Genomic DNA, 22379 nt, shown 5'->3' on the forward strand with positions numbered 1-22379 from the left:
CACCGTGTACAGACACTAAACAGCAGCAAGGATCCGTGGCGTTAAATTGCCCACGGATATCTTGCTCACTGTTAATGATGAATAATGAATTACAGCGCGCTTTTCGCTTTCGACGCGTCGATAAAGCTGTGCTCAGTCGGATTAACTAGCATGCTCAGGTTATAAATAAATGGCATACCTTTGGTTTTAGCCGCGACGGTTTCCGAATTAGTTTGAATAGCGAAACCGCTGATATCAGACCATGCGTATTCATTTTCCAGCAGTGCCAGCGCAATGAAGCACTGCAGCGCCGGAGAGAAGACCGCTTTCACAACGTTACCCACAGCCTGACCGTCAACCAGCACGCTGTCGCCTGAAGCAATGCCCGCGCATTCCCCTTCGACGATCATGCCGATAACCTTGCGCGCGCCTTCAGCGTGAGACAATTCTTCAACGGCGTCTTTACCCACAAAGCCTTCTTTGTCGTACTGCACGGCCCACTGCAGCTGCAGCTCTACCGGGTTAAGGTTGTAGCCAGCCCACAGTGCGTCATCCCAGCCTGGGTTTTCGATACGCACAATTTTCTGGTAGTCCAGCCCGCCGGTCTGCAGCTGGTATTTGCTACCGTGCTCCAGCAGCTGCTGCCACTGATCCAGCAGTTGTTCCTGCTGGCCCACAACCATGTAGGCGAACTCGCCGTGTTTGCCGCAGCGGAATACCATCAGCTCGTTATCGGTATTCATGTACTCGTAGTAAGGCAGGCCGATCACGTCGAAACCGTGGATTTCGGACATCAGCTCCCAGGAGTAAGGCCCTTCAACCATGATTGCGCCCCAGCTCTGCTCACGCATGTCGGCAATTTCAGGGGTTTCCTGGATATCCAGCTCGTCGGCTTTTTCCAGAAGGGCATTCAGACCCGCGATCAGCTCAGATGACGGGATGTTTTCAGACAGGATGTAATAGCCGTCGGATGAGCAGAGCACGTACACGTCGCCGCGTACGGTACCGTCTTCATTCAGCACCAGAGAGTAAATCCCCTGCTCGTCACGAATAATAGAGACATCGGCGGAGACCAGGTTATTCACCAGGGCCCAGGCGTCATCACCCATCACGCTGACGATAGACATGTGGGAATAGTCCACCAGCAGGGCATTTTCACGAACGGCTTTGTATTCCACCATCGGGTCATGATAGGCAGATGGAACGTTGGCATTGTTATAAATGCCCATTTTCGCATTGTTTTTCAAATGAAAATCATAAAGAGACTTCATAACGGGATCCTGTTATTCGCAATGATAAATTAAGCTTTTTTCTTCTGGATGATAAACGTCGCCAGATTATTGATACTTCTCATATAAGAAGGATCGTCGCTTTCGCTGACTTTAATATCGAAAACTTTATCCAGCATGACCACGATTTCCGTTGCATCGACGGAATCCAGCTTTAAGCCATTGCCAAACAGGGCTGTATCATCATCAATTTGAGATTCATCGCGCTGAATATTTAAACGCTGAATAATCTCGGTTTTAATTGTCATCAGCACGTCCTTGCGCTGGTCAATTTCATTTTTCATTGTTGTCATGGTATTAACTCTCTCAGGGGTTTACTTACTTTCGCGGTAATTAATAATGGTGCCGTGGCTGATTAATCGCTTTCCGACGTTTGCCGTCACGGAATAGTGCTTAAAGCCATGGGCATCAGAAAATGCCAGCTTGCTGGTGACTTCAATCGAGTCGCCAGGGTAGGCAATATCTTTGAATTTTAAATTCTGGGCAGCCAGTACGCCCCGCACCTGCGCGCGGCGGGTGCGGATGATCTCCCGCATCTCGTCACGCGTGATGAGCGCATGGATATCGCGTAACGATTTGAGTTCACCGCCGTACGTTTCGCTGTAGATATCGCAGATATCGGTGAGGAACGAGAGGTACTCACTGGCCTGACCAAAGATTTCAGAAATAATCACCCCGGGCATGATCGGATCGTCCGGGAAGTGCCCGAGCAGATAAGGCTCGTTATAGGTGATGTGCTTCGTCACCTTCACAAAGCCATTTTCGCCGTATTTGAAGTCATCAATTCTGTCGACCATCAGCAGCGGCTGACGCCAGCCGCCCATTTCCAGAAAGATCTTCGAGGGGATAACGTATTTAGACATAACTCACCGCATCACCAGGCCGCCATCGATAACGATGGTTTGACCCACAATGTAACTGGACGCAGTCGAGCCCAAATAGACGACGGTATTGGCCACCTCGTCACATTTGCCCAGACGACGCAGCGGAATAGAGGCGGTCACGCCGCGCACCACCGTACGGGAGACTTTTTTCACCATTTTGGATTCAATCATCCCCGGCGCGATGGCGTTGACGCGCACGCCGTACGGTGCCAGTTCGGCAGCCAGCGTGCGGGTGAAGCCCAGAATCGCCCCTTTAGACGCGCTGTAGTTCGCCTGCCCCACGCTTGGGATAATGGCCGCAATGGACGCGACGTTGATGATGGCCGGGTTTTCTGAAGAACGCAGCAGCATTAACGCCTCTTTGGTCAGGCGGAAAATACTGAACAGGTTGGTGTCCACCACCTGGCTGAAATCATCAAAGCTCATTGAAGCAAAGAGGCTGTCTTTCACAATACCGGCATTGTTCACCAGCACATCCAGCTTGCCGACGGCTTCCGTCAGGTGAGAACAGAGCGCAGAAACGCTCTGCGGATCGGCGAGATCGCACTGAATAATAGACAGCTTGCTGCCCGCCGGATGCGTCTCTTTTAGCTCCGCTAACTGCGTAGCATTTGATTTATACAGCGCGTAAACATCGCAGTCCTGATCGAGAAACTTCGCGCAGATCGCCAGACCAATATCTCCGCTCGCTCCGGTGACCAGAACCGTCTTTTCCTTAAGATCGTTATATTGATACATAATATTCACAACTAGTTAGGTTAATAAAGTATGACAACGGCAGTCGCATAATTCTGACAATGCGAAATACTGAGCGAGGCATTCTCGAGCTGCTTTTCGACAAGCATCTCTTTTACTCGCCCGGAAAAAACCAAATAGGGGCAGCCCAGTTCGTCATGGCTAATTTCGATATCTTTAAAGGCGATGCCGTCGCGATATCCACAGCCGAGCGCTTTGACGACCGCCTCTTTTGCCGCCCAGAATCCCGAGGCTCGTTCATAATTCGGGTCTTCGCGGTTAATTTTTATATTTTCCTGCTGGGTAAAAACGCGATGTAAAAAATCGCTCTGCCAGTTTTTTATCGCCCGCTCTATCCGCGAAACTTCCACGATGTCCGTGCCGATACGCATTTTTCGTACTTCCCTGTTCAGAGCTGATAAGAAACATTCAGATTAAAATTAAATTTATTCACGTCCATGCTGCCCGGGTATTTTACCGGCATGGAGATTGACGAATCGTACGCCAGGCTTTTGACGTTACCCTGAATACCTATTGTGCTGCCGATGATAATCTCTTCGCCGTAGAGGCTGTCCCGCCTTATATGGCCGGCATCGACACCCAAATAGTAATTAGCGTCTATACCCTGCACCGGACGAAAAAAGGTATTTTGCAGGTAGTATCCGCTGTTCCCGGTGAGCCCCACGCTGTTTTCAAACCCGCGCACGCTCCAGCGATCGCCCATCGTCATTTGGTCCTGCAGCGTCAACTCGCGCGGGGCGTATTGCGCCAAAAAAAAAGCGTTATACACATTGCCGCCGAGCTGGCGGGTATAGTGACTTTCAACATTAACAAGCTGGCTTACGGGGCTGACATTGCCATAGACCATATCGGGCGTGTGTTCCGCCCCGAACCAGCTCAGGAATCGCTGCCAGGAGAGCGACGAATCCCAGTGAGCATTCACTAACTGCTGCTTATAGTTAACGCCAACCTTGACGTTATCCATATCGCGCTTCTGCAAGACCAGCTCTTCCCCCTCCACGGTATAACCGGATTTCCGGCGTATCAGCTCGGCGCTGCCGCTCACCTTGCGGGTTTTGTCCCGGTAGAGGGTGCGTGATGCTTTCACGCTTGCGTAATCATTTTTCCCCGCATAGTCCACGGTGGTGTAGAACAGCGGCAGGGTCTGACGCGACTTGCTGGTGCTGTAGAACAGAGAATAGTTCCAGTAGCCTACCGGCAGCGCGTAGTAACCACTCACACTTTCATAGCGGCCATTGGTGCTTTTTGTTCCCGCGAGATAAAACAGGTCGCTGAACCGGGCAGTGTTGTACAGGTAGCCCACCGCAGAGGTCAGATACTGCCCCGTCTCTTTCACACCCCAGTTGTTATAGCTCGCCCGCACGCTCCAGCTTTTTTCGCGGTTCGTGTTGATGTGAATCGTGCTATATCCCTGCTTTGTGCCCGGCTCGATGTTGATTTTGACGTCAACACCCGGCTCCTGCTGGAGGTTTTCCAGCCCCTGCTCAATATCGCGAATATTCAGGATGTCTTCTTTCGCGAAAGGCAGCATCAACGGATTAATGTCGTTACTGTCGACAATAATCTTTTCAATTTTCCCTGCACTCACGTCAAGCTTCAGCGTGCCGGACGCAATGTTTTGCGTTGGGATCGTAATACGGGTGGTGATGTAACCCGCATCGATATAAAAATCTTGCAGCGCCGCGGCAATTTTCACCACGCCAATACTGCCTACACAGCGGCCGAGGATCTCTTTTTTGATTGCCCTGTCGGTCTTACGCTGAAGAAAATCATTTTCAAGAACCAGAGACCTAATCGTAAAGCAGTTCTCTTCTTGCGGTAGATCATTCAGCCTGAATACTTTACGTTCGGTACTGGAATAAACGTCCTGCCGGTACACCTTTTGTTCTTTGAAAGTATTCAAATCGGCATTTTGCTGCTGTTTAATCAGGTTATTAATACCCTCTTCCGCGAAGGCATGAAAACTTAACAGCAACAATAAAGGTAAAAATTTAAATCGCGATTTCATTAACTTTCTCAGAAAAAAAAGGCAGCAGGTTCTCGCGTTGACTTTGCGCTATCAGACGATAGCTGCTGCCTTGTGTTACACCTTATAAATTACAGACCTACAATATCGCCGGTATTGGTGACTTTATTTGCATTAAGTTCCATACCAGACAGACCGCCGAATACAGCATTGCTTCCACTGTTCGTCAAATTATTGGTCGTCACACCGGCAACACCGTAACTCACCATATTCAGGTAGTTATAAATATTGCCCGCTGTTTTCACCAACAGGGTATAATCGCTCACGATATTACCGCGGTTGTTAATGTCGGCACCGGCATTAATCGCGATATTCTGCGCAAGGATATTGCTGTTGGCGTTATTGGTCACATGACGCTGTGTATCAATTTTCGCGCTGGTCACACCCACGATGTCTTTAAAGTTCTCAACACCGTTCAGGGCATTAATCGCCAGTGCGTTACCTGAAGAGATGGCATTGCGGTTAGTCAGTGCACCTTTCAGGACATTGAAGTTCAGATCGCCTTTACCACTGATCCAACCGTAGTTGGTGACGTTGTTATCAACGGTCAGATTAACGTTCTTGTCTGACGCGATAACGCCGGTCGCCGTGTTGCTCTCCATGCTGCCATCGCTGTAGTTGCTCAGCGTGCCTGCAGTCACGTCCAGGTTGCCCGCGCTGTAGGTGGTCGCATAGTTGTTATAGAACGTACCCGCTGCTTTGATAACCGCATCAGCACCGCTTACCAGCATCGCACGGGTGTTATCCAGCGTCCCTTTGGACAGCACGCTCAGCGCACCGTCATCCGCGATGATGCTGCTGTTGTTGTTGTAGACGTTCTGACCGGAAAGCGACACGCCTTCACGACCAATCATGCCGCCAACATCGCCCGTCACGCCGAAGGTTTCGCCATGACTACGAACAAAGTTGTTACCGTCACGGTTTTCAATATTCCCTGCCGCGTTAACGGTGAGCTTGTTGTCCGCCACGATCATTGCGGTGTTGTTGTAGACAGTTCCTTGTGCATCGACGGTAACGTTCTTACCTGCGATCAGACCGTTGTTGTTATCAACGGTGCTGGCAGCCAGCTTGATGTCACCCGCCTGCGAAAGAACTGAACCACGGTTGCTGTCGAAATAACCTGTCAGCGCCAGATCGATATTGCCGTAGGCCGCAACCCGACCGTAATCGTTATTCAGTCGGTTCGCTTTCAGGGCAATGTCGCTACCGGACAAGATCTGACCGTAGTAGTTATCAACCGTTCCACCTGCAGTGATAGTTACGTCGCCAGTCTCAGAGCTGATTTCACCGCGGCTGTTGTTAACATTTCCGGCGGCAGTCAGCGTTAAATCACCGACCGCTTTGATTTTGCGCGAGTTGTTATCAATGGTATTGGCACTTAAGGTGGCATCACCATAGCTGATCATATTCAGATCGTTATAGATATTGCCTTTCGCGCTCATTGCCAGGCTGCTGTCAGCAACGATATTCCCGCGGTTATTGATGTCATAGCCCGCTGAGATCGTAACCTTATCACCAACCATGTTGCTGTTGGAGTTGTTGGTCACGCCACGCTGGGTGTTCACCACCAGATTCTCGCCTGCGGCGATATCTTTCAGGTTTTCGATACCGGTCAGCGCGGATACCGTCAGCGATTTCTCAGCAGAAACGGTATTACGGTTGGTGAAAGAGCCGTTCAGAATGTTGACGATGGCATCACCCAGGCTGCTGATCCAACCATAGTTGGTCAGGCTGCCCTTCAGATTCATGGTCAGGTTCTTATCCGCCGCAATCACGCCCGTTGCATTGTTGTCTTCGAGCGCGCCGTCGCTGTAGTTGCTCAGGCTGTTGGCCTCGATAGCCATGTTGCCCATGCTGTAGAGGGTGGAGTAGTTGTTGTTCAACGTACCGCCAACCTTGATGTTGGCATCCCCACCGCTCACCAGCAGTGCGCGGGAGTTATCCACGTTGCCTTTTGCCAGCAGGGTCAGCGGGCCATCTTCAGCAACAATACGGCTCTGGTTGTTGTAGATGTAATTCGCGGACAGCGAAACGCCTTCTTTACCGACCATACCGCCGTTCTGCTGCGGCATACCGAAGTAGGTGCCGAACGCAGAACCAAAATCGGTACCGTAGCGGTTTTCGATGTTATCGCCAGCAGTGACACTCAATACCTTGCTTGCAACGATGAACGCCGTGTTGTTGTTCACGCCTGCGTTGGCATTAATGGAGACGTTTTGTCCCATAATGAAGCCGCCGCGGTTGTTCAGGGCGTTGGCTGCCAGAGCGACATCGCCCTCTTCTGAGCTGTAAACGCCGATGTAGTTAGTGATGTTGCCACCCACCGCAACGCTAACGCCGGTTTTACCTGCCACGCCGCCGTTGTCGTTACGCATAGAGGCCGCTTTGGCAATCACTTTGCTGGAGGAGTTCAGCTTGCCGGAGTAGTTATCAATAGCGCCGGCGCTTTCCAGGGAGATATCGCCATTCGACGCCATCTGTCCACCGTTGTTATTGATGCTGTTCGCCGCAATCTGCACGCCCTTCTCGGCGATAATGCCTAAAGAGTCATCGCTGGCGGTATCGGCCGTTTTGGTCGCGCCGTTGTTAACCGCACCTTTGGCCGCGATTTTCGTGAAGCCGCCTGCGGAACGGATCATGCCTCTGTTGTTGTCGACGTTGCCGCCGCTGACAACGTTCACATCACCCAGGGAGTCAACCAAACCGCTGTTGTTGTTCACCGCGGCAGACTCAAGGCCAACGTATCCGCCCTTAATCTGACCGTTGCTGTTGTTCAGCGTACCGGTTTTTAACGCCACGATACCGGCTTCAATCCCAACCGCATTGCCTTTACCGTAGTTGGTTAAGGTATTGCCGTTGGTGTCGGCCGCCAGCATACCCGCCGCCGCCATTTTGCCGTTGGTGTTGTCGACAGCGCCGCTGTTGACATAGAGGTCAGCCATCGTCGAGATGTTGCCCGAACGGCTGTTATTGAGGCTGTTTTTGTTGGTGTCCAGCGCAATAGTCCCAACGGAGGTAATATCCCCAGTGGTGTTGCTCAGTGCGCCATTGGTTTTGATATTGATCTGACCAGAGGACTCAATGCGTGCATTGTTGTTCAGCAGCTGGCCGTTGGCGTCAATATTGACCCCATTGAGACCACCCGCAATAACGCCCTGGTTACGGACGCCGACACCGCTTTCGGTGCTGACGAGGTTGATCTTGTTGGCATACATGCCGCCCAGCGCAGCAACGTCAATGCTATTGGCATTACGCGTACCGGCAGCGGTTACCGACCCGGTCACCTGGCCTGCAGCGTTAACGTAGTTATTGCCCGCCACAACGTTCAGCTCGTTAGCGGTGACTTTATCCGTCACAACGACGTTACGAGACAGAATTTCAGTTGGGCTGGAGTTATTCAGTTTACCCAGGGTAATGGTGCCACCGTTGACGGAGTAACCCGCCAGCTGGTCATTCTGAATATCCGGCGTACCGGTCGTCAGGGTCAATTTACTGGTGTTAATTGAACCCCCACCGTTAACGGTAATACCGTTCGGGTTGGCGATAATTAAATCTGCCTTATCACCTGCGACTTCCATCATGCCGTTAATAGCAGAGGCATTTTTCGAGGTCACTTCGTTCAGAATAACTTTCGCTGAGCCGGAGGTCAGGTTGCTGTTACCCTGAATCTGGCCTGCCAGAACGGTATTCGCTCCTGCAGCACTGTTATTGAAGATCAGACCGTTATTGTCCACGTTTAACTTGTCATACACATTATGCGAAAGCCCCTTATCGTTGGCTTTGTTAATGTTAATGACAGGCACGTTTCCAGCAGAAGAAACGATACCGTTCTTCATGCTGATCTCTGCTGTGTGCGCAACAAATGGCAGAGCGAGCAGAACCGAAGCGGCAACAGGGTGCCACTTAAGCTCTAATTGAAAGACATTATTCTTTTTACTTTTCATTATTACCTACTCTTTATTACGGAATCATTACATTCTTTTAGAAATATAACTTCGCCACTCTAAATAATAACTTCACATCCTATGATGATTGACCTCCTGTGGTTTCCTACCATTTCATTAATTAGAATTTAAGAGCATAGAATTGAGGCTAATTCTGTCATTTTTGATCTGAATTGGCATTCAGACTGCACCACATATATGGAACTTTTGATTAGGAACAAGTCATCCAATATTCGGAATTTTATACATCCCGGATAGTGTTGACCTGTTCCGTAATCAGACTTTATTCCTGATAGGAATAGTCGCCGTAGGTGTAAGGTTCAGCGGCGCGCTTCTCTACACCGTTAAATATGGTGCCCTGGATGGCGATGCCATTTTGATCGAAGCGGCGCAGTCCTGCCTCCACCTCTTTCAGGGAGTTCTGTTCAAAGCGCACCACCATCAGTGATGTTGATGCATATCGGCCAACAATGGCCGCATCCGTCACGCTCAGGATCGGCGGGGTATCAATGATAATCACGTCATATTGCGTTGAGCACGACGTGAGCAGCGTCTTGAATTTCTCAGACATAAAAAGCTCAGCAGGATTATTGGTCATTCGTCCGCGACCAATAAAATCCACTTCCGGGTATTCCGTGTGCTGAATAACAGTCGAAATATTAATGTCCTGAGATAAATAATCCGCAAGCCCCGCGCCATTTTCTGCCGCAGAGAAAACACGGTGCAAATACCCTCGTCGTAAATCGCAGTCGATCAACAATACCCGCGTACCCGCCTGCGCCATCAGTACGGCGAGGTTAGAACTCACGAAAGATTTACCGACCCCGGGCGACGTCCCGGAGATCATTAATATTTTGTTGTCCGATTTCAGCATCGCAAAATGGAGGCTGGTACGCAGCCCCCTTAACGCTTCGACCGCCAGCGACGTTGGCGTCGATTTCGCCAGCAGCTCGTCAGACTGGTAAGTTGGAATGGCGCGGCACCGTCTGCGCTTCGTTAACTCAGGCGCCAGGGGAACAACGGCAAGGACAGGAATGCCACGTTTCTCCAGCTCAGCTGGTTGCCGGATCCCTTTTATCAGCATGTTGCGAACAAGGATGACCCCGGAAGAAAAGAGGAACCCCATTAAGGCTGATAAGAGAACAATCAATATTTTTTTCGGTTTGACCGGTTTCTGCTGCGTGACCGCATGGTCAATAATACGCACATTCCCCAGGGTACTGGCCTTACTGATATTAAGCTCGTGCTGTTTATTCAGCAAAATCATATAAATATCATTACCCATCTGGACATCGCGGGTCATGCTTAAAATTTCTTGCTGGGTGCTGGGCATCGCGCTAATACGCTGGTTCAGCTTTTCTTTTTCTGCTACCAGAATGGCTTTTTTCTCAGATAACGCTTTATAGGCCGGGTGCGTACGCTTATACAGCTTGGAAATTTCTGCCTCTTTAAAGGTCAGTTCATTGAGCTGCGTATCAATAGAGACGACGTTATCCAGAATGAATTTAGCTTCTAATGACAGGTCAACGGACTCATTATTCTTTCTGAATTCATTCAGTTTACTCTCGGCGTTAACCAGATTGCTTTTGATCTGCAAAAGCTGTTTATTTAAAAACGCCAGGCTTTTGCTTGCCTCTGCTGATTTGCGCTCAACGTCCTGCGCCAAATAGTTTTGAGCAATACTGTCCAGGATCTGGCTGATCGTCACCGGGTCGGGGCCGATCATGCTCAGGTGCAGCATGCCATTCCCCCCCGACTTGGTATCAATGGAGACGCGCTCTTTGAGCTCTTCAATGACCGAAAACTCATTGCGCTTCGTCACAATGAACGCGGTGTTTTCCGTGAGTTTGGCAGACTCGATCAGAAGCTCAATACCGCTGGCCTGAACAGGAACACCCACTTTACCTTTCACGACGGCATCCCCCACGTGCAGGGCGAAGTCTCCAGAAACCGCGATGTCCAGATTCAGCGGGGTATTAATCCATTTTTCCGGTACGGACAAATAGGCAATATCGAGCGTCGCCGGCTCATGCCCCAGCAGACGCTGCAGAGTGGCATTCGCAACAGGATAGGTTTTTTCTCTTACGACAATATCCAGCTTCAAATCATGTACCGTTTTACCCATCACTAACCGTGATTTGAGTATTGACACTTCGGATTCAGAACTGACTCCGGAGCCTTCCGGTAGCATGGTAGACAGCTTGTTTAAAATACTTAATGAGGAATTCTTCTCAACCTGAATTAACGCATCACTTCTGTAAATCGGCGTCGAGATGTTAGCAATAATAATTCCCATAATGATAAACAGAATGGTCGTCGCCGCTATCCAGACTTTGCTGTAAAACAGCACTTTAAGGATTTGAACAATATCAATGTCCTCCGCCCGCTGAACAGGATCGGGAGGGGCATTGCTAACGTGTTTGTTATACATACTCTAATCAGCCTTGATTATTTAACCTGCTGGAAAACCTTGACCCATTCTTCGGCAGCGGAAAAAAGTTGTTTGAAAATGATGTCGGATATTTCTGCTCCCCGGCGATAAGGATCTGAAATTTCCAGTTGCTGAAGCCAATATCCGAATAAAAAGGTCTTACCCCGGGCTTCCATCGCCAGTTGTGTAACCGCTTCAATATGATGCTTATCCATGGTCAGGATTAGATCGTATTCACGGCACATAGCAGGCGTAAGCTGTCGGGCAAGATGACCCTCTAAAGAAAAACCCTGTTTGCTGGCCGACTGTCGCATGACGGGATCCGCCGGTTCCCCTGTTAACGCTGAAATACCGGCAGAGTCCACCCTCATGCCGGGTAAGCGCGAACGCAAAATCCGTTCCCCAGCCGGTGAACGACAGATATTGCCCGTGCAGACGACCAGGATGGAGGTATATCGCCCATACACGATCAGTTACCCCAGTTTCTGACAAAGCGCGTGGTTTCTGTCAGGCTGTAAATACCATTAATGGTTGGCATTAACTGGTTAATCACCCTGTTCCAGCGTGCAACCGGCGCCGTCGTGACATAGACAATATCGTATGGCTTAAGCTTAAATTCCGTGCCTAATACCAGCGCGGTGGCATCACGCGCGTCGAGCTGATAAATAGCCGCTTGTTTCCCCGCTTCTGCATCAGGTTTCGCCTCGGAGCGAATGACAAATATGCCGCTTGCATCGCTTGTCATTTGATTGATCCCTTCAGCATTCCCCAGCGCTTCTGTCAGCGTCATGCCGGAACGATCCATTTTCATGGTGGTTTGCTTGACGACATCCCCCATCACAAAGACTTTTAAGTCGTCATTACGCGGGATATAGAGAATATCGCCAGGGTAGAGCAGTTTATTTTGCTGCAAATCCCCATACTGCATGAGCGCCTGCAGGGAGACCTTCGACTTCTTACCGCCCTGGGTTAATACCACATTGCCCCAGTCTGCATTCTCGGTCAGCCCGCCCGCCTGGTTTACCGCATCAATAATGGTCAGCGGCACGTTGGTGATAGGTTGCTGGCCGGATTGATTCACCTCGCCTGAGACCGTCACTTTTTGCGAGCGGAATGCGGCAATCCCCACGTCGACCTGCGGGGATTCAATATATTTAGCCAGATGCTCGGTGATCATCTCCCTCACTTCGGTCACCGTTTTGTCCTTCACGGCAATTTTGCCGATGTAAGGATAAAAGATGGTCCCGTCTGAATGGACCCAGTTGCCGGTGTCGCTGGCGCTGCGATACTGGCCTGACGGCGTGGTGAGCTCCGGGTGTTCCCACACCGTCACCATAATGATATCGCCCACGCCAATACGGTACTCATACGCGTCCAGACGCTTGTTCAGCTCGGCATTACCCTGCGCAACCATCACGTTTTCCCGTAGCCGCTCAATCAGGGCTGGCGTAACGGGATAAACATTGATTTCGACGTCGTTGAGCGTTTTATCATCCTGTGCCTGGACAATTTTTTTCCCGGACGTATCAATATGGCTGCCCGGCGTAATCTGGCAACCTGCAAGCAAAATAATAGAGGTTAAAATAAACAGAACTGAAATTTTCTTCATGCTTTTCTCAATGTCACCTCTGAACAATGACATTCCCTTTTAATTTTCCACCAGACTAAACATCGCTAACGAGGAGTAATAAACGTAAATCATAACTGTTGAAATTATAACGACTCCCCTTTTATCTGTCCTGCATACGTGGAATATTCCTGGTTGAAAACCTCGCATTCTTACATTAATGTCTAAAAAGAAAACCTTGCGACTCAGGTAAACAATTCCCATTTGTTCAGGGAGTCTTCTCAATCAAGATTTTTTTTATATCGTGTAGAATATAAATATATTCATACCGTAATACCTGTCTGTCGGTATGCAAAGATTACGAAGATGGACTTTTTGCCATTTTATAGCCTAAATAATTCGAGTTGCATGAAGGCGGCGACGCAGCGAATCCCCAGGAGCGTACATAAGTACGTGACTGGGGTGAGCGAGGACAAACTGGCCTGGCCAGTTTGAACAGCGCTTGCGCTGGCCCTGAAGGGGCGAGGCCACAGGCCGAGTCAAGCCAACGCACAGGCAACTTGAAGTATGACGGGTATAGTTCACTAAAGGAATACCCATGGATACCTCCAGAGTTATTTTATCCCGATGTAACTTCAGTAACATCGGCCTGCGTCACTTGCTATCCGGTACATTCAGTAAAGAGAAAATCATCTCGTTTGATAACCAAAAAAACTTGTTTGCCTGGGCGAAGGAGGTCAGAAGAGGATCTTTTTATACGTTGTACCTGGTTTTACCTGACTCCATATACAGCAATATTGTTTATTTCCACTGGTTGATTTCTCTACGCAGAAAAACAAATAACGCAGCCATTTCAGAAATCATTATTGCTTATCACTCGGATATTTTTCCGGAGCTGTTTTCCTGCATTTGCTCTCATTACAAGCATCGCCTGGTAAATATTAACAATCTCACGAACGATGAGATCATAAAAAAAATGCATACTCAGCGTCACCCAAGCAAAAACAAAATCATCAAGAAGTACATCGAACTGACGCACATGGAGTTCTGTGTGTTAAAGCTGATGATTGCGGGTTATTCCATTGACGATATTAGTATCGTGCACAACATTAAGCCCAAAACTACCTATACGTACACCAACAACATAATGAAACAGCTGGGCTTTAACTCTTTAAAGAAAATATATTCCTGCGGCGAGATTATTAAAGCGTCAATTGAGCATGAGATAATTCGAGAAAAGAAAAAGCAGTACACCAATGCAAAGATCAAAACCTACGAACCACAGTTTGCATGACACCTCGTTTTTCAGGACCTTTCTCTTTGATATACCAATAAAAAAAATACGGATAGCATCTCTGCGATCCGTATTTTAGTCATACGCGCGGCTTAGTGGCTTTTCACTAAAATTTCCACACGACGGCTGTTAACGTTACAGCCTGCTGCCTGCTGGTTGGCACGGGTGCCGCAACCTTCAGCGCTCTGCGCCACGCCCTGACCAACGGTGTTGTTGATCATCTCTGGCTTGATCCCTTTCTCGATCAGCAACGAACGAACGGTATTCGCACGTGCTTCAGACAGACGCTGGTTGGCCTCACGGCTACCAATCGCATCGGTATAGCCCACGATCTGGATCTCACGAACGTTATTCGCCTGACGGATAAACTTCACCACGTCATCCAGCTTCTTACGAGATTCCGCAAAAATTCCCGCTGAGTTGCTCGCCGCAAAGCGGAACAGCACCTGTTCCTGAATGAGCACTACGCCGGTGTTATTAACGTAATCACAGGGTTTGACCTGAGATGCTCGGTTAATAATTTTGGTCTGCTTGTGCATATTTTTCAGGAGCGTTTCCGCACGCGAACGTTCCTCCAGCGCCGCTGTATTGCCCGCAGTGCCCGGATTAACCTGAATAAAATAGGTCTGTGCGCTTTCGGTGCTCAACTGCTGCTGAGGGTTTTGCTTGCCCTGATACGTCGGGTGATCGTTGAAGAATGACTCCACCGTGTGCGCGCCAGGTGCCGCACACAGAACGGTAAACTGTCCTGGTAACAACACGGACTGCAGCTCGCGGTCAACATAGACCGCTGCAGGAACTGTGCCCTGTGGGTAATAGACGACAACCTGTGCCAGTTCAGGCGTCACGCCCGCCACTGGACGATAAGGTTGCGGTGCCGTATTTTTTGGCGTCGGTTTGATCACTACCGGTAAATCAATGGCCTTTTCCACTTTTTCAGCTGAATAAGCGGGGTTGGCCATAAATGCACTTAATGCAGCAGCGACACAGAACGCCAGGTTTATTTTTTTAAAATTCCGAGGGGTTATTTTCATTTTCAAATTCCTGATTCACCCAGTGATTGATCGTATTACTTCAGATATGCGCAGAAAGCCCGCCATCCGAAGATGGCGGGTTTTACTGGGTTACATCATTATTTGGTTATTCTGCAGCAGCGTAACCAGATCGGTTTGAACGTCAGCCAGTGTGACAACCTGCGTGAAGCCATGTTGTCCGCCCTGACCGTCGATATCGACACTAATCACGGTGTCGTTACCCACGACATCCACTTTCAGGTAGTCCTCAAGACCTTTCGACGCCGCGTCCAGTTCCACCTTCCCGTTATTCTCGAAGAAGGTTACCGGGCCGCTGTAATCGACGAGGTCGCTGAGGTTGAGCGTATCGGCATCACCGTCTTTCTCCACGTTGCCCACTTTGAAGCCGTGGACCGTGTCGTGACCGTTGCCACCGGTAGCATCGTTCTCCATACCTTCCAGCACGTTGTACATCAGCACATCGTTTCCGCCGTTCATCAGATAGAAGGTGTCGTTACCGCCTTCTCCTGCTATCACGTTGCTAAACGAGTTATCCGTGATGGTGTCGTCCGTCTGGGTACCGACGATCTTCACGATGTCTTCCAGTTCGCCACCCGCAGAGGTAAAGCCAGTCCACATGTTGACTGTTACCCCTTCGTTAAGCGCGCTGTAGTTCATCGTTGAGACGTCCGGCCCTTTGATGACCAGCTGATGGTTAGCCAGCAGGGTTTCAAGATCAACCTTGGTATCCGCGATGGTCAGCACCTGGTTTGCACCAAAGCCTGAACCACTGCCGTCACGGTCAATGCTCAGAATGGTGTCCTTACCGTTGTAGGTTACGGACAGATACTGCGCAATTGCATCACCTGCATCGATGGTTGCAACACCATTGATATAGTGCGCTGCACCGTCAGCATCGCCCGCGTAGCCTACCAGCAGGCTGCTGATGTCGATGACATCCGCTTTCCTGGTTGCTTCGACCGTTCCGACAACAAAGCCATGGACCACATCGCTGCCATTTCCGCCGGTACCGTTGGTTTTACCATTCGCCTGGACCTGGTATTTCAACGTATCCTGACCACCGCCTTTCCCGTCATTGTCGAGATAGAAGGTGTCCGCACCCGCACGGCCTTCGAAGGAGTTGTTAGCTGCATTACCGGTAAAGGTGTCGTTACCAGAACCGCCAGCCAGACCTTCAACGTTGACAAACTGTGCGCTACCGAAGCCCGTATTCTGCATACCGGTCTTATTCAGATCGATGTTCAGAGGCGTGCTGCCCGCCAGCTTGTAGTCAACGATGTCCAGACCGCCGGTATTGTTCCACGACTTCACGCCGGAAACAGTTTCTGTACCCCCTGCGCCGTTGTACAGGTCATTGCCCAACGTTGCGAAGAAGGTATCGTTGTAACCGGTGCCCACGATACCCGTGGTGTTGGTGCCACCCGTCGCGCTGGCGTTAGCCACGTTGCTTTCAGACTCGGTCGTCAGCACGTACGCATGGTTACCTTCTGCTGCCGTCAAGCCGCCCCATGCTTTGTTCACATTCTGAACTGCCTTGCCGTCCGCAGTGGCTACGCCACCCACGTTAGACACTGCCCCACCCGCCGAACGCAGAATGACCGCGCTGTACGACTTGGTTGCATCCAGATTGTAGAAGTCCACGATAGCGGTGCTGTCGTTCGTCTGGTTACCCGACTGAGCGTTGATGACCTGGGTGGAAACCACCTGGCCAGTCGCTTCATCAATCAGCTGTACCGTGTTACCGAACAGGGTGTTGATGCCGCCTTCGTCAAGAATACGCAGATGAATCGACGTACCGTGCGCAACCTCGTTTTTGTTCTCGATGTAGGTTGTCGTGCCACCACTGGTAAATGCCAGCAGATCGCGATCGCCATCCCAATCGACGTCAATCGCGATAGCGCCACTGACCTGCTGAGCCGTAGACGAACCACCGATGGTGCTCTTACCGACCTGTGTTAACAGGTTGGACGTCGTGAAGCTCGTATGACCGTTCACCGAGGTGTTGGTATACAGGTTAATTGTCCCTGTCGCCGCCGCATCGTTGATACCGCCAGAAGACGACTCCATACCCGGCAGCTCAATGACGTCCATCTTGCCGTCGTGGTTCCAGTCCAGCGCCAGCGATGCTGCACCCGCCAACGTATCGTTGAAGGTATACATGCCCGTTGGGTTGCCAATACCGTTGTTGTCACCATCATCCGACAGTAACTTGCCGTTGCCGTCGTTGAAATGAATACGGCTGGCGTATTCCCCGGCGTTGTTGCCCGCACTCGAATCTGAGGTCGTGCTTTCGCTTCCTCGGCCCAGGAACAGGTCAAGGTAACCATCGCCGTTGTAATCACCCCAGGTCATGGCCACACCGTTACCGATACCCGGGTCGCTGTCAGAACCACGCTGGAAGACGTTGTCTACAATCTGCGTGACTTTCCAGTTACCGTTGTTAGTACCGTTCACCACGACCAGACGCGCCTGGTTAGTACTGCGAGCAGCGGAGCTGTCGGTCGCGCCGTTGGCATCGATACGCGAACCATCTGAAACGATGTTCTGACTGTGCATTACAAAGTCAACGATACCATCGTTGTTAATGTCCACACCTGACAGTTCCATATCCGGCTGCGCCTGATCCAGACCAATTGGGTCATAGCCTGAATCTGCCGCATAGTCGGTCGCGAATGTGCCGTCTTTACTCATACCGACAACGGTACCATCGTTGTTCAGTACGATTTGCGAACCATAGCCACCGCGGATAGCACTGTCGTTAGGCGTCTGGTCACCGTTGATCATATCAACGTAACCATCACCGTTCTTATCGATAGCGACGATACCGCCGTACCAGCTCCAGGTGTTCGCGCTGCCGTCCGTGTTCGCATCACCTGCGAACTCGCCAGTCTGCGGCGCCCGTTCAAAGGCACCCACCTGGTAGGCGGTATAGGTCGAACCGTTGTAGTAGAACATCTGCTGGCCGTCGTCATAGTTACTATCAACGGTAAACAGATCCATCATGCCATCGCGGTTGTAGTCGATGAATGTGGCGTTCTGCACATAGTTGTTCGAGCTGTAGCCCGTTCCGGAGTTACTTTGCAATCTCGTTGAAGAGAAATCACCCAGCGATGAAGACGACGTCGCCGTCGAATCCAGCATGGTCTGGTTAGAGTGAATACGCCATGTGCCGTCTTCGCTCAGGGTAACAGATGTCGCTTTCTGATCCGGATCGCCGCCCCCTGCACCGACACTCACCTTCGGTGTTGGTGAGACAACCAGCTCATTTGACGAATCATCCGTCGCGATCTGCACGCCTGCTGCGTCGAACAGTACAGCCTTAACGTCATATGTCCCCACGTTCAGCGCATCAGCATCCGGGATTTGTACATACCAGGTGTTGTTACGCATATCGACCACAACCTGCCCATTCTGGGAGCTGTAGGTCTTACCGTTTACGGTGACTTCAACGTACTCACCCTGCTGGATTTCAAAGCCGGTAGAGCCAGATACAATTGGCGTAGTGTCCAATGTATCCTGCTTGTTAACCTGAAGGTTCAGGTCAACAGTGATCGCAAAATCACTGGATGGCGTTCCTTCATTGCCGACGTTATCCGCCACAACAGCACGGAAGCTGTGGGTCATGCCGTCTTCCAGCGGCGGCAGCTCGAAGCTCCAGGTTCCATCTGACTTCACCGTCGCCGTACCCAGCAGTGAATTGTCGTTCACACTGTAGATACGAACTTCATCACCAGCTTCCAGTGGCGTGCCCGTTACCTTACCGTTCAGCACCGGCTGTCGGTCATCCGTCGAGGTGTTGCCCGGCATGTTACCCGTTGCCAGCCCCACATCATCGGTGTAACTGGTAATGGTCACGGTCTGGGTCGGTGCGTCCTGATCGATAGTCAGAGCGAACTCAGCAGATGGCGTTGATTCATTACCCGCCGCGTCGACTGCCACAACCGTAAACTTATAGGTATTGGCATTGGCCAACCCGTTCACAGCCATCGTCCAGGTATGGTTAGTGCGATCCAGCACGGCCAGACCGAGCAGAATGCCATCCTGATAAACACGGATAGAGTCCGATGCGTCGAGATCGCCCGTCCAGCTACCTTGCAGTACCGGAGAGGTATCGTCAGTGCTGGTTCCGCTGCCCAGAATCAGGCCAGTATTGGTACCCGCATCGTCGTGATAGCCATCGACAGACAGGGAAACTGTAGAGCCCTGAGTGTCTACGGTGATGTTCACTACGCCCGTTGGCGTACTGGTATTACCCGCTTTATCCGTAACGGTTGTCGTGAAGGCGTGATCGCCATCCACTAACGCCGTACCCGGTGTCCAGCTCCAGTCTCCATTGCTGTCAACGGTGGTGCTGCCAATCACTTTGCCGCCATCAAGGATATTGACCGTGCTTCCCGCCTCAGCTTTACCGCTGAAGGTCGGTTTATTGTCATCGGTCACATCACCGTCTTGCAGATTACCCGTAATTGGTGACACATCATCCGCGATCAGAATATCCGTCGCTGGATTAGGTGCCGTTGCATCAACATCAATGCTGTAGACCTGGCTCTTCTCACTTTCCTGGCCAGCAGTGTTGGTGACCGTCACAGTAAAGTGATAGCTGCCATCTGCCAGCGCCGTGCCCGGCGTGAAGCTCCAGTTGCCGTTCGCATCCAATGTAGTGGTACCCACAACCTGATTGCCGTTGTAGATCGTCACGGTATTGCCAGCAACACCGGACGCCGTACCGTGCAGTGTCGGTGTGGTGTCTTTGGTCAGTCCACCATTACTCAGCTCGACATTTGCAGAGCCCGCATCATCTGTAACGCCATCAATCACTGGCACACCCGGCGCGGAGGACAACGTAACATCGTAGCTATCGGATGGTTTGGCGGTGTTACCCGTCGTATCCGTTTCCGTCACGGTCAGTTTGTTCAGGTCGGCATATAACGCATCCGATACCGTCAGCGTCCATGTACCGTTGGCATCGACTGTGGTTGTACCCAGTACTTTCGTCGCACCATTGGCATCCGTGGTGTAAACGGTAATCACGTTACCGATTTCAGCCCCTGTACCTTTAATGACAGGGCGACTGTCATCCAGCACACCACCGCTTTCCACTTTACCGGTGACGCTGCCGTAGTTATCGACCACTTCAGTGATCAACACTTTGCTCGCATCCGGCGCGGTGTAGTCGGTGGTCAGCACGAAGTCCGCAGACTTGTCGCTGACGTTCCCGGCTTTATCCGTCGCCGTCACATAGAAGGTGTTTTTCCCTTCTGGCAACTTACTGCCCGGCTTGAAGTTCCACGCGCCGCTGCTGTTCGCGGTGACTGAACCCAACAGCGTGCCATCAACGGAGTAGATGTTAACGGTGCTGTTCGCTTCGGCCGTACCGTGCAGGATTGGCTGCGGATCGTCAGTCACGTCGTTGCTGTTCAGATCGTCCTTAACGGTACCCACCTGATCTTCCGCGTAATCAATGCTCGGACGATTCGGTGCTTTACTGTCAATTTCGAAGCTGAAGGTGCTGGAGGTATCCTCTTTACCGGTCAGATCTTTAGCGGTCGCCGTAATGTTGTGTACACCATCGCCCAGATCGCTGGTTGGCGTGAATGTCCAGTTACCGCTGGCATCTACCGTCACGGTGCCCAGCACCACGCTGCCATCTTTGATGGTCACGATGCTGCCTGCTTTTGCCTTGCCGATAATGTCCGGACGGGCATCGTCAGTCACATCATTAGCCTTCAGTTCGCCGGTTACGGTGCCTTTATCGTCCATCACGCGAACGATAGTGACCGGTACGCTGGAGGTATCAAGCGTGACGGTGACGCCAGCATTTTCTGCACCCAGGTTGCCCGCTGAATCCTCAGCGCGCGCGGTGAAGGTGTATTCCCCATCCGCCAGTGAACCGGTGGTGTAGGTCCAGTTACCGTTAGCGTCTGCCACCGCGGTGCCGTTTTCCTGACCGTTCACGTAGACGTGAACAACGCTGCCAGGCTCGGCTTTACCGCTGATGGTCGGCGTCGCATCGTCAGTGGTGTCGCCATTGGACAATACGCCAGTCTTCGGACCTTCGTTATCGCTAACGATGAAGCCAGTGACTTCACCCGGCGCGCTGGTATCCACCGTGACCGGGAATCCGCCGGTTTGCGGGCTCACCTGTCCGATGTCGTTAATGGCTTCCGCCACAAACGTATGGACACCGTCTGCCAGTTTCGGCGTGTTGAAGCTCCATTTGCCCTGGGCATCCGCCTGCGTTTCACCCAGTAAAGTGGTGCCGTTCGGGCCGCCGTAAATGCGAACCGTCACGTTGGCTTCAGCAGTACCGGTCAGAAGCAGGGTGTTGTCGTTGGTGGTCGCATCCTTCTGCAATGGTCCGGTATGCGGCGCGACGTCATCTTCGACACTGCTCAGGGTCGGTGGCAGCGGCTGACCGCCTGCATCGATCTGAATAATGTATTCCGGTGAAGCCGCCGTGGTGTTACCCACGCTGTCGGTCTCTTTAACCGTCAGGTTATAGGTGCCGTCTGGCAGCGCCTTGGTGACCTGCAGTTCCCAGGTGCCGTCTGCCTGCACTTTGGCAGTGCCAATCACCTTGTCGCCGTTGTACACGGTGATGGTGTTGCCCGCTTCCGCACCGGTGCCTTTGATCAGCGGCGTGTTGTCGTCAGTCTTACCGCCTGACGTCACGGAGCCGGTCACAGAACCAAAGTCATCCACTACGTCGGTGATGCTCACTTTGCTTGCATCCGGTGCGGTGTAGTCCAGGTTCAGCACGAAGTCGTCGGACGCTGCGCTGGTGTTGCCCGCCTTGTCCGTCGCCGTCACGTGGAAGCGGTGCTCGCCTTCCGGCAGCTTCGCGACCGGTGAGAAGCTCCAGGTGCCGTCGTCTTTCGCCGTCACTTCGCCCAGCAGGCCGTTCTGATCGTAGATCTTCACGGTGCTGCCCGCTTCCGCCTTGCCGCTCAGGGTTGGCGTCGGGTCGTCGGTGCTGCTGCCGTCAGACAGCGCGCCCTGTACGGTGCCCACGTCGTCCAGCGCCGCGTCGATGGTCGGTTTCACCGGTGCATCAGTATCGATGGTCACGGTCCAGCTGCTGCTGCTCGACTCGTTGCCCATCGGATCTTTCGCCGTGGCGGTAAAGATGTGCTCGCCGCGACCCAGATCCACGCTCGGCGTGAAGCTCCAGGTAC

Annotated in this window: 13 protein-coding genes; 1 reads left to right on the plus strand and 12 read right to left on the minus strand. The window is 51.5% G+C overall.

Going from position 1 to position 22379, the window contains the following annotated elements:
* Positions 1–89: 89 nt before the first annotated feature.
* The 10 genes from K5E19_RS18250 to K5E19_RS18295 all read right to left on the minus strand — a co-directional run bounded on the left by K5E19_RS18250 (position 90) and on the right by K5E19_RS18295 (position 12918).
* Complete coding sequence (locus K5E19_RS18250) at positions 90–1250, minus strand: aminomethyltransferase family protein (protein WP_221552448.1); 1161 nt, start codon at positions 1248–1250, stop codon at positions 90–92.
* Between the two features lie 29 nt (positions 1251–1279).
* Positions 1280–1561, minus strand: a complete 282-nt coding sequence (locus tag K5E19_RS18255; RefSeq protein WP_221552449.1) for an acyl carrier protein — start codon at positions 1559–1561, stop codon at positions 1280–1282.
* Between the two features lie 21 nt (positions 1562–1582).
* Entirely contained in the window at positions 1583–2131 is a 549-nt protein-coding gene (locus tag K5E19_RS18260; protein ID WP_010427841.1) for a 3-hydroxyacyl-ACP dehydratase FabZ family protein, read from the minus strand.
* A gap of 3 nt (positions 2132–2134) precedes the next feature.
* Complete coding sequence (locus K5E19_RS18265; protein ID WP_260411840.1) at positions 2135–2890, minus strand: SDR family NAD(P)-dependent oxidoreductase; 756 nt, start codon at positions 2888–2890, stop codon at positions 2135–2137.
* 20 nt (positions 2891–2910) lie between these two features.
* The gene (gene acpS, locus K5E19_RS18270) at positions 2911–3279 is read right to left on the minus strand and encodes a holo-ACP synthase (protein WP_221552452.1); all 369 of its coding nucleotides are present in this window, start codon (positions 3277–3279) and stop codon (positions 2911–2913) included.
* 17 nt (positions 3280–3296) lie between these two features.
* The gene (locus K5E19_RS18275) at positions 3297–4916 is read right to left on the minus strand and encodes a ShlB/FhaC/HecB family hemolysin secretion/activation protein (RefSeq protein WP_221552453.1); all 1620 of its coding nucleotides are present in this window, start codon (positions 4914–4916) and stop codon (positions 3297–3299) included.
* A gap of 89 nt (positions 4917–5005) precedes the next feature.
* Positions 5006–8878, minus strand: coding sequence for a filamentous hemagglutinin N-terminal domain-containing protein (locus tag K5E19_RS18280; protein WP_221552454.1), 3873 nt, complete (start codon positions 8876–8878; stop codon positions 5006–5008).
* A 283-nt stretch (positions 8879–9161) separates the two neighbouring features.
* Positions 9162–11309 (minus strand): polysaccharide biosynthesis tyrosine autokinase, encoded by a 2148-nt coding sequence (locus K5E19_RS18285; protein WP_221552455.1) that lies wholly within the window; start codon positions 11307–11309, stop codon positions 9162–9164.
* 17 nt (positions 11310–11326) lie between these two features.
* Positions 11327–11776 carry a protein tyrosine phosphatase gene (locus K5E19_RS18290; protein ID WP_089598152.1) on the minus strand — a complete coding sequence of 150 codons (450 nt, stop codon included), beginning with the start codon at positions 11774–11776 and terminating at the stop codon, positions 11327–11329.
* Positions 11777–11778: 2 nt separating this feature from the next.
* Positions 11779–12918: a polysaccharide export protein gene (locus tag K5E19_RS18295; protein WP_221552456.1), complete on the minus strand. Its 1140-nt coding sequence runs from the start codon at positions 12916–12918 to the stop codon at positions 11779–11781.
* Positions 12919–13474: 556 nt separating this feature from the next.
* Here K5E19_RS18295 and K5E19_RS18300 point away from each other — a divergent pair.
* On the plus strand, positions 13475–14170 hold the full coding sequence (locus tag K5E19_RS18300; RefSeq protein WP_221552457.1) for a LuxR C-terminal-related transcriptional regulator: 696 nt from the start codon (positions 13475–13477) through the stop codon (positions 14168–14170).
* Positions 14171–14262: 92 nt separating this feature from the next.
* Here the strand turns inward: K5E19_RS18300 and K5E19_RS18305 are convergent, their stop codons facing one another.
* Together K5E19_RS18305 and K5E19_RS18310 are read right to left on the minus strand one after the other, a co-directional pair.
* The gene (locus tag K5E19_RS18305) at positions 14263–15132 is read right to left on the minus strand and encodes an OmpA family protein (protein ID WP_311775522.1); all 870 of its coding nucleotides are present in this window, start codon (positions 15130–15132) and stop codon (positions 14263–14265) included.
* Positions 15133–15294: 162 nt separating this feature from the next.
* Positions 15295–22379, minus strand: a 7085-nt coding sequence (locus K5E19_RS18310) for an Ig-like domain-containing protein (protein ID WP_221552460.1), incomplete at its 5' end; no start/stop codon positions are given.

The organism is Enterobacter sp. RIT637 (genome assembly GCF_019718755.1).
Taxonomy (GTDB): domain Bacteria; phylum Pseudomonadota; class Gammaproteobacteria; order Enterobacterales; family Enterobacteriaceae; genus Enterobacter.

Bases quoted from the DNA above. Each gene is read 5' to 3' on its own strand.
- K5E19_RS18250 (WP_221552448.1), bottom strand. From the start codon at position 1,250: ATGAAGTCTCTTTATGATTTTCATTTGAAAAACAATGCGAAAATGGGC.
- K5E19_RS18255 (WP_221552449.1), bottom strand. From the start codon at position 1,561: ATGACAACAATGAAAAATGAAATTGACCAGCGCAAGGACGTGCTGATG.
- K5E19_RS18260 (WP_010427841.1), bottom strand. From the start codon at position 2,131: ATGTCTAAATACGTTATCCCCTCGAAGATCTTTCTGGAAATGGGCGGC.
- K5E19_RS18265 (WP_260411840.1), bottom strand. From the start codon at position 2,890: ATGTATCAATATAACGATCTTAAGGAAAAGACGGTTCTGGTCACCGGA.
- acpS (WP_221552452.1), bottom strand. From the start codon at position 3,279: ATGCGTATCGGCACGGACATCGTGGAAGTTTCGCGGATAGAGCGGGCG.
- K5E19_RS18275 (WP_221552453.1), bottom strand. From the start codon at position 4,916: ATGAAATCGCGATTTAAATTTTTACCTTTATTGTTGCTGTTAAGTTTT.
- K5E19_RS18280 (WP_221552454.1), bottom strand. From the start codon at position 8,878: ATGAAAAGTAAAAAGAATAATGTCTTTCAATTAGAGCTTAAGTGGCAC.
- K5E19_RS18285 (WP_221552455.1), bottom strand. From the start codon at position 11,309: ATGTATAACAAACACGTTAGCAATGCCCCTCCCGATCCTGTTCAGCGG.
- K5E19_RS18295 (WP_221552456.1), bottom strand. From the start codon at position 12,918: ATGAAGAAAATTTCAGTTCTGTTTATTTTAACCTCTATTATTTTGCTT.
- K5E19_RS18300 (WP_221552457.1), top strand. From the start codon at position 13,475: ATGGATACCTCCAGAGTTATTTTATCCCGATGTAACTTCAGTAACATC.
- K5E19_RS18305 (WP_311775522.1), bottom strand. From the start codon at position 15,132: ATGGCCAACCCCGCTTATTCAGCTGAAAAAGTGGAAAAGGCCATTGAT.